General features: G+C 43.6%; 11 protein-coding genes and 1 riboswitch. Of the genes, 5 read left to right on the top strand and 6 right to left on the bottom strand.

Going from position 1 to position 12403, the window contains the following annotated elements:
• Nucleotide 1: 1 nt before the first annotated feature.
• From PSF27_RS19480 to PSF27_RS19460, 5 genes are all read left to right on the top strand, one after another.
• Nucleotides 2-1609, top strand: coding sequence for a sulfatase family protein (locus PSF27_RS19480; protein ID WP_206086809.1), 1608 nt, complete (start codon nt 2-4; stop codon nt 1607-1609).
• A 63-nt stretch (nt 1610-1672) separates the two neighbouring features.
• On the top strand, nt 1673-3139 hold the full coding sequence (locus PSF27_RS19475; protein ID WP_272539921.1) for a DUF2264 domain-containing protein: 1467 nt from the start codon (nt 1673-1675) through the stop codon (nt 3137-3139).
• 115 nt (nt 3140-3254) lie between these two features.
• Entirely contained in the window at nt 3255-4109 is an 855-nt protein-coding gene (locus PSF27_RS19470; RefSeq protein WP_206086807.1) for a tagatose bisphosphate family class II aldolase, read from the top strand.
• A gap of 88 nt (nt 4110-4197) precedes the next feature.
• Entirely contained in the window at nt 4198-4776 is a 579-nt protein-coding gene (locus tag PSF27_RS19465) for a DJ-1/PfpI family protein (protein ID WP_206086806.1), read from the top strand.
• Nucleotides 4777-5034: 258 nt separating this feature from the next.
• Nucleotides 5035-6336 (top strand): uracil/xanthine transporter, encoded by a 1302-nt coding sequence (locus PSF27_RS19460; protein WP_272682093.1) that lies wholly within the window; start codon nt 5035-5037, stop codon nt 6334-6336.
• A gap of 54 nt (nt 6337-6390) precedes the next feature.
• On the opposite strand, the gene thiH is transcribed toward PSF27_RS19460, so the two are convergent.
• The 6 genes from thiH to thiC all read right to left on the bottom strand — a co-directional run bounded on the left by thiH (nt 6391) and on the right by thiC (nt 11937).
• The gene (thiH, locus tag PSF27_RS19455) at nt 6391-7512 is read right to left on the bottom strand and encodes a 2-iminoacetate synthase ThiH (RefSeq protein WP_272539920.1); all 1122 of its coding nucleotides are present in this window, start codon (nt 7510-7512) and stop codon (nt 6391-6393) included.
• Complete coding sequence (locus PSF27_RS19450; protein WP_272682092.1) at nt 7509-8279, bottom strand: thiazole synthase; 771 nt, start codon at nt 8277-8279, stop codon at nt 7509-7511. Before PSF27_RS19450 ends, thiH begins: the two co-directional genes overlap by 4 nt.
• A gap of 2 nt (nt 8280-8281) precedes the next feature.
• The gene (gene thiS / locus PSF27_RS19445; RefSeq protein ID WP_225820908.1) at nt 8282-8482 is read right to left on the bottom strand and encodes a sulfur carrier protein ThiS; all 201 of its coding nucleotides are present in this window, start codon (nt 8480-8482) and stop codon (nt 8282-8284) included.
• A complete protein-coding gene (locus PSF27_RS19440) occupies nt 8470-9228 on the bottom strand; it encodes a HesA/MoeB/ThiF family protein (protein ID WP_272539919.1) in 759 nt (252 codons plus the stop codon). Before PSF27_RS19440 ends, thiS begins: the two co-directional genes overlap by 13 nt.
• Nucleotides 9229-9302: 74 nt before the next feature.
• Nucleotides 9303-9968 carry a thiamine phosphate synthase gene (gene thiE, locus PSF27_RS19435; protein WP_206086800.1) on the bottom strand — a complete coding sequence of 222 codons (666 nt, stop codon included), beginning with the start codon at nt 9966-9968 and terminating at the stop codon, nt 9303-9305.
• A complete protein-coding gene (gene thiC, locus PSF27_RS19430; protein ID WP_206086799.1) occupies nt 9952-11937 on the bottom strand; it encodes a phosphomethylpyrimidine synthase ThiC in 1986 nt (661 codons plus the stop codon). Before thiC ends, thiE begins: the two co-directional genes overlap by 17 nt.
• A gap of 147 nt (nt 11938-12084) precedes the next feature.
• A riboswitch (TPP riboswitch) is annotated at nt 12085-12196 on the bottom strand.
• Nucleotides 12197-12403 lie beyond the last annotated feature (207 nt).

Genomic DNA, 12403 nt, shown 5'->3' with positions numbered 1-12403 from the left:
TGTGAGATTACCTTCTATGAAGAGAAGCCTGCTAGCTGGATTGATAGCAGCGAGTAGCCTAGTGCCTCCCATTGCGGCGAATGCGGGCGGGACACCAGAAAAGCCGAATGTTTTATTGATTATCATGGATGACTTAGGAACAGGGCAGCTCGATTTTGTGCTTGATAGTCTTGATGTCAAAGAACTTGCACAGCGCCCGTCACCACAGCGTTATCAGGGTGATATTAATCAGATGGTGGAAGCAGCAAGAGTGGCAATGCCAAATGTTGCGGATATGGCTGCTGGTGGAATTAAGATGACCAATGCATTTGTTGCTCATCCTGTTTGTGGCCCATCACGAGCGGGTATTTTTACTGGGCGTTCTCCTGCGAGCTTTGGCACTTACAGTAATGATGATGCGATGTTAGGTATTCCACAAGACATCAAACTATTACCAGCACTATTCCAAGAAAATGGTTATGCCACAGCTAGTATCGGGAAATGGCATAATGCGAAGGTCTTGAAAAAACCTAAAATTGCATCAGAAAAGCAAACTCGTGATTATCACGATAATATGATTTCGACACCAGAGCCTGGTTTTTCACCTCATGAAAGAGGTTTCGATTATGCGTATAGTTTCTATGCATCGGGAGCGGCACTTTGGAACTCTCCGGCAATGTGGCGAAATGGTGAAAATGTGCCAGCGTCTGGCTATACCACGCATTTACTAACGGATGAAACTATTAATTTCATTGATGGGCACAAAGATAAACCTTTCTTTATCAATCTTTCATACAGCGTACCACACATCCCATTAGAAGAAGCCTCGCCAGCGAAATACATGGATAAATTCAACACGGGTAATGTTGAAGCCGACAAATATTTTGCTGCATTAAATGCGGCTGATGAGGGAATTGGCAAAATTATCAACACGCTAAAGGAAAATGGTGAATTAAATAATACGCTAATTTTCTTTATTTCTGACAATGGCGCGGTGCATGAGTCGCCAATGCCAATGAATGCGATGGATAAAGGCTTTAAAGGACAAATGTTTAATGGTGGTGTACGTGTTCCATTTGTCGCTTATTGGCCAGGGCATATTCCAGCGGGTAAACAGAGTGATGCGATGGTCTCTGCGATTGATATCTTACCAACTGCATTACAAAACGCAGGGATTTCCATACCTGATAGCATGAAGGTTGAAGGCAAAAATATTATGCCACTCTTAATGGGTAAAACAGAAAAGTCACCACATGACTACCTGTATTGGACAGGGCCAGGGACGAAACATTACAGCGAAGAAAACCAAGATTTTTGGCATGGCTACCATGAATGGATCACTTATCAACGCAAAGAAATTCCAAACAACCCAAATTTAGAAAAACTATCGAAAGGTTCATGGGCGATCCGTGATGGGGAATGGGCACTTTATTTTTATGATGATGGTTCTAACCAGCTTCAATTATTCAATGATAAACAAAACCCAGCCGAATCGAATGATTTAGCGGCGCAATATCCAGAAAAAGTAAAAGAGTTAAAATCTGCTTATTATCAATGGGTTAAAGATAAGCCTAAACCCGTTGTATGGGGGCAAGATCGTTACCAAGTTCTGATTGAATCAGCAAAATAAACACAAGATTTTATTTTAATCTGCGCGCAAGGATGCGCCTGTTTGCATCATAGAGAAATACGTATGACAATACCGACTGAACGCCCAAAGCTGCCTTATGAACACCCTGATATCAAAATTTATCAGAAGTTATTCAAAGAGAATATCATTCGAAGATTAATTAGAAAGTCAGCCTATCAATGTAACGATAACCACATCACCAAAGCCTTTCAAGATGAAAATCAACCCCTTTCAGTTCTTTGCGAATTATTAGTACGCTATACCACGGAAGCCTTTGTTCATTATCAAACATGGGGTTACTCCCACGCTTACTACCCTGGTAGCCCAGGCCAGCAAACAGTGCGAACTGATGCCCTAGAAGGGGTTAGTAGGGTACTACCTTTACTTGCTTCATGGCTAGTTCACAGCCAAAAAGCAACATTGAATGGGTTAAATTTAGCATCAATTGACCTTTCTGAAATCATCAAAAATGCATTTTTACATGGTACAGACCCTGCTCATAAAGGCTATTGGGGAAGGCTTGAAAATTATGACCAAAAAATTTGTGAATCTGCAGATTTAGCGCTGACTCTCTGGTTGAGTCGTGAGTGGGTATGGGAAAAATTGGATAACCTTGCGCAACAACGAATTATTGAGTGGTTTGAACAGGTTAATCATTGCGATATCGTTGATAATAACTGGCATCTTTTCCCGCTTACTGTGCAATTTGTGCTCCAAGCTCTCACTGGTCGAGATGCCATTGCAACGTGGCGGTATGAAAGAGTAAAACAATTTTACGTGGGTGATGGCTGGTTTCGAGATGGCGCGAAAGGTAACTTCGATTATTACAATGCATGGGGATTTTACTATTCATTATATTGGCTAAACCAAATTTGCCCAGACTTCGATGAAGAATTCATTCGTAGTTCACTAAATCAGTTTAACCATCATTATCGTTATTTTATGACACCACAAGGGATCCCCTTTTTTGGCCGCAGTGCATGTTATCGCCTCGCGGTGTCCGCGCCTTTACTTGCAGGCGTTGATTTAGGTGGTGATGCAGTGAGTGTGGGTGAGGCTAAAAATGCACTAGAAAGCACTTTACGTTATTTTATTGGTCATGGTGCTTTAAAAGCAGGAGCGCCAACTCAAGGTTTATTTGGTTATGATGCCCGCTTAGTCGATAATTATAGTGGTCCTGCGAGTAGTTTTTGGTCATTACGTGCAGTGATTATTGCTTTGTATTGTGGCAACCGCATTCAACTTTGGGATAGCCCTAGCAGTCCGCTGCCAATTGAACACTCAGACTTTCATTTCGAAATATCGTCCATTGCAGCAACGGTTATTGGTGTGAAAGAAACACAAGAGGTTACTGTGATATTTCGTGAAGATTACCTCAAACAACAATCTCCTCTGACACGTCGCTTAGAAAAGCAGTTATGTTCTCAGAAAGTAGTTGAAATGCTATTAGGTCAATCAAGGCGCCCTAAAAACAATCTGTTACGTAAAGGAGTCACGAGTTATAGCTCTAAAATGGCTCATTACTTCTAGCCTTTCTTTCATTTGCTTTCAGTGCGAAAGGGATGGAAATGTGATTTAGATCTTTTACCTTTCCTATTCTTTCGTTTAATATTAATCGAAATCAATCGAAAGTTAAGAGGCGACTATGTACTTGGTATCTACCCGTAATATGTTGAACAAAGCCCAACTGGGAGGCTATGCAGTTCCCGCATTTAATATTCACAATTTGGAGACCATTCAAGTTGTTATGGAAACTGCCGCAGAAATGGCGTCTCCCGTTATTTTAGCGGGGACACCGAGTACATTTTCTTATGCAGGAAGTGACTACTTGATTGCTATTTGTCAGCAAGCGGCTGAGCGCTATAAAGTCCCAGTCGCTTTACATCTCGATCATCATGAAGATATTCCAGATATTTTCCAGAAAGTCTCTGCGGGGGTGCGCTCTGCGATGATTGACGCTTCTCATTTTCCGTTTGATGAAAATATTCAAATCGTTAAACGGGTTGTTGATTTCTGTCATCAATGGGATTGCACAGTAGAAGCGGAGCTGGGGCGTTTAGGCGGACAAGAAGATGACTTAGTTGTTGATGCCGCGGATGCGCTTTTTACTGACCCTGATGCCGCCGTTACTTTTATTCAAAGAACGGGTATTGATTCATTAGCTGTTGCAATCGGAACAGCTCACGGTATGTACAAAAGTGAGCCACATCTGGATTTTGCTAGGCTAGAAGCAATCCGTAAAAAAACAGATGTGCCTTTAGTGCTTCATGGTGCTTCGGGGATCCCTGATGCGGATGTTAGGCATTGTATTGAGCTTGGAATTTGTAAAGTCAATGTCGCAACAGAACTCAAAATCGCATTTTCTGATGCAATTAAGCAGTATTTCATTGAAAACCCAGAAGCGACAGATCCCCGTCATTATCTGGTTCCCGGAAAGGCGGCGATGAAAGCGGTTGTGATGGATAAAATTCGTGTTTGTAAAAGTGATGGAACACTTTAATAAGCCAAAATAATCTGAATTTGTTTGATGTATAAACCAAATTTGTTGTTGATGATACGCAGTAGATCTTTTTAAAAAAAGGAATGTTATGAAACAAGTTGCTGTTTTACTCGCTGATGGTTTTGAGGAAGGAGAAGCGGTCGTTTTCATTGATGTCATGCGCCGGTTAGATATTCATGTAGATGTGCTGTCTTGCATGGATACGCTTGTTTTAAATACGTATTTTGGTACTAAAATTAGTGCAGATCATCTTTTAGTCGATAAGCTAGCCCATAGTTATGATGCGGTGATGATGCCTGGGGGGCCAAAAGGAACTGATCGCTTGTATGCGAATGAAAAGGTGGTTGATTTTCTTCGTCGGCATATACATGAGGATAAATATATTTGTGCACTATGCTCTTCAGGCGCAAAGGTATTAGCCGCACACGAGTTACTGGAAGGGAGATACTATAGTACAGGCGACAAGCTGGCTGAAAAATTTAATGATGGTATTTATCTTGATCAGGATGTTGTTGTTGATGGAAAGTTTATCAGTGCAAAAGGGCTTGGTGTGAGTTTTGAATTTGCATTTACAGTTGCAAAACATTTATTGGTCGACAATATTGATAAAGTGGATTGGCAAGCTAAGCATATCTATTTTAAACACTGGCCGCTTTCCTATCTATAATTTTTATTGGTAACTACGTACTTTTATATCGGCAATAAAGGTAATAAATAAAGCGGGAATAATATTTTCCCCCGCTTTATTTTTATCAACTAGTCGAATGAAAATAAAAATAGAGAATTAATAGCGTATGAAGCTATTTTTTATAATGATAAGAATAAATGATGATTTATAAATATCATAACAATTAGATTTAAATTAGAAATTTTCCGTTATAAACATTAAGCTGGTCAGATATATAATCACCGGTAAGGAATGAAAATGCGGAATATTGCTATTACAAAAAATAATATTATTTCTGGCTTTCAATGGTTCTTTTTTATCTTTTGTAATACGGTTGTTATTCCCCCGACGTTACAGTCTGCTTTTCATTTGTCACCACAAACCACGTTTGTTATTACTCAGTATGCTTTTTTATTAACAGCTTTAGCTTGCTTGTTGCAAGCATTTATAGGCCATAAACGCTCCGTGATGGAGGGGCCAACAGGGTTGTGGTGGGCAACAATTTTAACCGTAACTTTGTCAGAATCTATGCAAGGAACTCCTCTTGAGACGATTGGATGGAGTTTAGCCATAGGGATTTTTCTGTCTGGGATTATTACTATTCTTATTGGCCTAAGCGGTCTTGGTGGTTGGTTAGCGGGTTTGTTCAAGCCTGGTGTGCTGGTGGTCTTTATGTTTTTACTTGGCGCGCAACTGGTCACTATTTTTTTAAAAGGAATGTTAGGGCTACCCTTTGGTGTTGGCAGTGAAAATATTACAGTTAATTATCCTGTATTCTTTTTGGCGCTCGCAGTACTGATATTTGTAATAGGGGTAATTGTGTATTTACCCGTGAATATTAGCAAATATGCATTATTGATTGGAACAATCATAGGGTGGGTTGCCTATAGTGGGTTATTTGGTAGCACGATATCATCTGTTTCATCAGGGGAATGGGTATTATTTCCATTAGGCCGCTCTGATGAAATTAATATAAGCATTGTGATAACAGCGATTTTGGCTGGGATATTAAACACATCAAATACGTTTGGAGCAATGCGCGGAACGGATGTTTTTTACCCTAATTCATTACCCGTTAAGTCCTTATATCGGCGTAGTTTTATGATGTCAGGAGTTGTAACAATATTAGCAGCGCCGATAGGCGTAGTGCCTTTTTCACCGTTTGTTTCATCAATTGGTCTAATTACTCAAACAAAAGACTGTTCACGTATCTCTTTTACTATTGGCAGCCTTATTTTCTTATGTGTGGGCGGGGTTGCAGTATTGACTCAATTTTTCCGCTCTTTGCCGTTAGCCATTGGTAGCGCGGTTATGTTAGCAACTTATTTGCCGTTATTGTTTTCGTCATTTTCATTTCTGACGGATATGAAATTAAATGCACGTAATATTTATCGCCTCGCATTACCTATTTTTATTGGCATTTTTTTGATGTCAGCACCTGCTGCGGTACTAAATTCGTTACCAACAATGTTTAGTTCTTTACTGGGTAATGGTTTACTTATAGGCATTATATTGGCTCTTATTTTAGAAAATACGATCAAGTGGGATAAAATCTCCTAAATAATAAAAGAGCACTAAGCGGTTGTGCAGCTAATGCTCTTTTTCAGTAAAATTCTAACGGCCTAAATAACCATCCCAATCTTTCCAAACGGGCTGTAAACCGGCTTGCACAAGTGCATTCGCTACTTGTGCGGCACTGCGGTTATCATTTGGGGAAAATTGTTCTAGCTCTTCTTTGGTATCTGCATAGCCACCTGGTTGGGTTTTTGAGCCTGCGCTGACATTATTAATCGCGAGTGGTACTACATGGTCGCGAAAATACGGAGACTCACGAGTCGACAGTGAAAGCTCAACATTGGGGGCAAGTAACCGAAAGGCACAAATGAGTTGGACCAATTCCGCTTCATTCATCAGTGATGCAGGCTCAACGCCACCCGCACAAGGGCGCAAACGCGGAAATGAAATGGAATAGCGGCTTTGCCAATAATATTGCTGTAAATACAGTAAATGCTCGGCCACCATGTAGCAATCGGTGCGCCAACTATTAGATAAACCAATTAATGCCCCAAGACCAATTTTATCCACACCAGCTTCACCAAGGCGTTCAGGGGTGGCTAAACGCCAGTGGAAATCTTGTTTTTTACCCTTGAGGTGATGCAACTGGTAGGTTGGCTCATGGTATGTTTCTTGATACACCATCACACCATCTAAGCCCAATGTTTTCAATTCCTTATATTCGTCAGTGCTTAATGGCTGCACTTCCATCATCAACGAACTGAAATAAGGGCGAATGATAGGCAAGGTATGGCGGAAATAATCCATCCCCACTTTACTTTGGTGTTCCCCTGTGACTAACAATAAGCTATCAAACCCAATTTTGCGGATCGTTTCGCACTCATTGATTATCTCAGCATCATTGAGTGTTTTGCGTTTGATTTTGTTACTCATCGAAAAACCACAGTAAGTACAATCGTTTGCGCAGAGATTGGATAAATAAAGAGGAACGTAAAACCCAACTGCATGACCAAAACGTTGGCGGGTGAGTCTTTGTGCTTTTTGTGCCATTGCCTCGACATAAGGGCGTCCAGCAGGGGAGAGCAGCGCCATAAAATCATCGAGGGTGAGGATATCACTCGCTAAAGCGTGTTCTACATCGTGGGCGGTTTTGCTGTTGATTCGCAGTGTTGTGTCGTCCCAATCCAATGTACTTAAGCGCTCTTGGAAACGGGGGATCATGATAATGCCTCCAAAAAGCTGGTGAGTGGGCTGGAAGCTTGGGCTTGTTGCTTCGGTGCCGCTAATCCACTTTGATAAGCTAGTTCAGCGGCCTCGACGGCAAGTTTAAAGGCTTTCGCCATTAAAATGGGGTGCTTGGCAACGGCAATCGCGGTATTCACCAACACCGCATCAGCCCCCATTTCGATAGCCTCTGCGGCGTGGCTCGGTGCGCCAATCCCTGCATCGACAATAACGGGCACGGTGGCTTGCTCGATAATAATCCGCAGCATCTCTTTAGTGGCTAAGCCTTTATTGGTGCCGATAGGCGCACCTAATGGCATGACTGCCGCGCAGCCAACTTCTTCAAGACGGCGGCACAGTACAGGGTCTGCACTGCAATAAGGTAATACCACAAACCCTTCTTTGACGAGCTGCTCCGCGGCGAGCAGGGTTTCGATAGGATCGGGTAATAAATAGCGCATATCAGGGTGAATTTCGAGTTTGACCCAGTTGGTGCCCAGTGCCTCTCGAGCAAGGCGGGCAGCAAATACCGCTTCTTGGGCGTTTTTTGCCCCCGATGTATTGGGTAAAAGCTTTACGCCAAGCTCTTGGAGAGGTTGCAAAATACCATCATCCTGCCCACGCAAATTAATTCGTTTCATGGCCATGGTGACTAATTGGCTACCTGAGGCTTGAATGGCATCTTGCATTAGCCTGGCATTGGCAAACTTTCCTGTTCCTGTAAATAGATGTGATTGAAAGGTAAAATCGGCGATTTTTAACATTGTTAGCCCCCAGCGATAGCTTGAAATAACAAGATATTGTCTTGGTCATTAATGAGATGAGAATCCCACTGACTCTTTGGAATGATCACTTGGTTGATAGCCAGTGCTGTGCCAGCGGTGGAGCGGCCTAGCGTCTCAAATAACTGGTTGACAGTCAGCGGGGCATCAAGCGCCATAGTTTGGTCATTAATTAGGATATGCATGCTTCTTCCCGACAAACTGGACATTGCAGCGAAGGCGTTAACTGCAAAGTGTTCCACTGTTGTTGTTTTCCATCGAACAAGCGTAGTTTTCCGCTTAAAGATGAAGGCAACCCGACAAGTAATTTAAGGGCTTCAAGTGCTTGTAGCGTACCGATAACACCAACGACAGGCCCTAATACTCCCGCTGTGCGGCAGTTTCGCTCAGGTTCATCTTGATCGGGGTAAAGGCAGGCGTAACACCCTGAACTAAACGGCGGTTCGAGCACCATTAGCTGTCCACCAAAGCCCACTGCGCTACCGCTAACGAGTGGCGTGTTGGTCATGACACAGGCGGCATTGACGGCATGGCGTGTTGCCATGTTATCGCAGCAATCAAGCACTAAATCGACCTGCTCAACGAGTGGGATTAATGTTTCAACTTCTAGTTTTTGCACAACTGCTCGTGTTTTCACGAGCGGGTTGAGTTGATGAAGCCTCTTTGCTGCAAGTTGGGCTTTTGACTGTTCGATATCATCAGTATTGTAGAGCACTTGTCTTTGTAAATTAGAGACATGCAGGTTATCGTGGTCAGCAAGCCATAATTCGCCAACGCCTGCACCAGCTAAATAGAGGGATGCGGGAGATCCTAACCCACCTAAACCGACAATCAGCACTTTGCTATTTTTCAGTTTTTGTTGCCCTTCAGGGCTAATGTCTTCAAGTAATAGCTGGCGGCTGTAACGCATGAATTCTTGGTCACTTAACATGATTAAATTCCTCGAATTATCAACCGTGTGTCTATTTCACTAAATACACGGCTAATTATTTGATTATGAATTAATTAACAAGCGCGATGACGCTCAATTAAATTCAGTAACGTTTCAGTGGCTGCCCGCCAATCATCGGCTTTGGTAATTGCACTGACCAGTGCCACACTGCCAACACCTGTTGCTAAAACAGCAGGTACGCGCTCAATGGATATTCCACCAATGGCGACAGTTGGGTAATCAGGTGTTGCCTCAACCATCGCTTTTAGCGTTTCCAATCCTTGAGGAGATGACGGCATCTCTTTGGTTTGTGTGGGGAAAATATGCCCCATTGCAATATAAGAGGGGCGCACGGATTTGGCGATGGCTAACTCATGTTCATCGTGGGTTGAAATGCCTAACCGAAGCCCTGCTTGGTGGATTGCCAGCAAGTCAGTGGTTTCCAAATCCTCTTGACCAAGGTGTACGCCGTAAGCGCCAAACTCCACGGCTAAGCGCCAGTAGTCGTTGATAAATAACCGTGCGTTATGTTTTTTACCCAAAGCAATAGCTTTTTGGATATCATCGCGTACATCAGCATCCGCTTTGTCTTTGATGCGTAATTGAAGGGTGGAAACACCTGCACTAAGCAGGCGTTCAATCCATTCAACGGAATCAACAACAGGGTAGAGACCGAGGTATTGCTCGGTTTCGGGGAATGGCGATGTTGGCGTAATAATAGGATTAGGCGATTTTTTCATTATCAGCGACCTCTGCATTCACAATTTCTGCGCCATGGTATAGCTCGCTACCGTGGGCTCGGAAGGCTTCAGACATCTGTTCCATACCCGCTTCTTTTTCGTTTGCTTCTTTTTGGGCTGCGTAATCACGTACTTCTTGGGAGATTTTCATCGAACAGAATTTCGGCCCACACATTGAACAGAAATGGGCAATTTTCCCCGAAGCTTGTGGCAAGGTTTCATCGTGATATTTACGTGCGGTTTCGGGGTCTAATGCCAAGTTAAATTGGTCTTCCCAACGGAATTCGAAACGTGCTTTTGACATGGCATTGTCACGAATTTGTGCACCTGGGTGGCCTTTGGCAAGGTCAGCTGCGTGCGCTGCAATTTTATAGGTGATAAGCCCTTGTTTAACATCGTCTTTGTTCGGTAGGCCCAGATGCTCTTTTGGTGTGACATAACAGAGCATTGCACAACCAAACCAGCCGATCATTGCTGCACCAATGCCTGAGGTAAAGTGGTCATAACCTGGTGCAATATCGGTTGTGAGCGGCCCTAAGGTATAGAATGGGGCTTCGTGGCAATGCTCCAATTCTTCCGTCATGTTGCGGCGGATCATCTGCATCGGTACGTGGCCAGGGCCTTCAATCATCACTTGGACATCATATTCCCACGCAATTTTGGTTAACTCGCCAAGGGTATGAAGTTCGGCAAATTGTGCGGCATCGTTTGCATCTTGGATGGAGCCTGGGCGCAAGCCATCACCTAATGACAAGGAAACGTCGTAAGCGGCACAAATTTCACAAATTTCGCGGAAGTTTTCGTACAGGAAGTTTTCTTGGTGATGAGATAAACACCATTTTGCCATGATAGAACCACCGCGCGAGACAATGCCCGTCAAGCGTTTAGCGGTCATTGGTACGTAACGCAGCAAGACTCCAGCATGGATAGTAAAGTAGTCAACGCCTTGCTCGGCTTGTTCTAATAACGTATCGCGGAACATTTCCCACGTCAGGTTTTCCGCTACGCCATTGACTTTTTCAAGGGCTTGGTAGATGGGAACTGTGCCGATGGGGACTGGGCTATTACGTAAAATCCATTCACGGGTTTCATGGATGTAGCGGCCTGTGGACAAATCCATTACGGTATCTGCGCCCCAGCGCGTTGACCAAATCAGTTTTTCCACTTCCTCTTCGATGGATGAAGTGACCGACGAGTTGCCGATATTGGCGTTCACTTTCACCAAGAAGTTACGGCCAATAATCATCGGCTCAGATTCAGGGTGATTGATATTGGCTGGGATGATGGCGCGACCCGCGGCGACTTCTTGGCGAACAAACTCAGGCGTGATATTTTCGGGCAAATTAGCCCCAAAGCCTTGCCCTGGATGTTGTTGCAGCAAAACCTCACCACGAATACGTTCACGACCCATATTTTCGCGGATGGCGATAAACTCCATTTCTGGGGTAATGATGCCTTTACGAGCGTAGTGAAGTTGGGTGACGCATTTGTTGGTTTGCGCTTTTAATGGGTGTGGGCGGTTGTTAAAGCGTAAGTGGTCGAGACCCGCATCAGCGAGACGCTGTTGTGTGAAGTCAGAACTTAAGTTTTCGACTTCGGTGGTGTCTGAACGTTCGTTTATCCACGGTGCGCGAATTTTTTTCAGGCCTTTGTGAACGTTGAGTTCTGATGTTGGGTCGCCGTAAGGGCCTGAGGTATCGTAGATAGGAACGGGTTCGTTATCTTCAAATTGCGGGTTATCTTTGTCGCCACCAATGAGGGTTTGCGAAAGCTGGATTTCTCGCATCGGGACTTGAATATCGTCTCTTGAACCTTGGAGATAAATACGTTCAGAATTCGGAAATGAAACACCAGAAACGGTGTTGATAAAGTTTTCAGCGGCGTCACGTTGGGCCTTACGCGTGCGAGCAGGTGCAGCTTGTGGGGATAAATCAGCGGTCGGTATAACATTATTTGTAATATTGGACATAGCAATTTCCTGACATTGTCACGGCTATGATGCAAAGCGCACCAAGCGGGTTTATCGAAAGAAAGTTGCTTGTCAGGAGTTCGGAGGAGTAATAAAAAAGACGTTGCGTTTAAATTTTCACCAAAAGGAAAAGGTCAAAAATGGCGCTGAGTGATTACTCTTGTTCCCTTCGCGGGTATTAACCCGATCAGGTTCCGCGGATCCCGAATTAACGGTCTCAGCCTGATGCATTGCATGCTAGGCACTCCGACAAGAGATTTCAGTATAAGCTTTCCTCGTTATTCTTCAAGCGATAAGTGCGTTGGCTGCTCTCGGCTACCCAAGTCACATACTTATGTATGCTCCTTGGGATATCCTCATTTGCCGCCTTCTTCTCACTTGAATAATTTAGAGGAAAGTAAAATGGAATAAGGTTATTTCCTCGTCATTATTTAAACGATAAGTGCGTTGGCTGCTCTCGGCTACC

The sequence above is a fragment of the Providencia sp. PROV129 genome (assembly GCF_028482245.1).
Classification (GTDB): domain Bacteria; phylum Pseudomonadota; class Gammaproteobacteria; order Enterobacterales; family Enterobacteriaceae; genus Providencia; species Providencia vermicola.
This window is presented reverse-complemented; position numbering and strand designations above follow the sequence as displayed.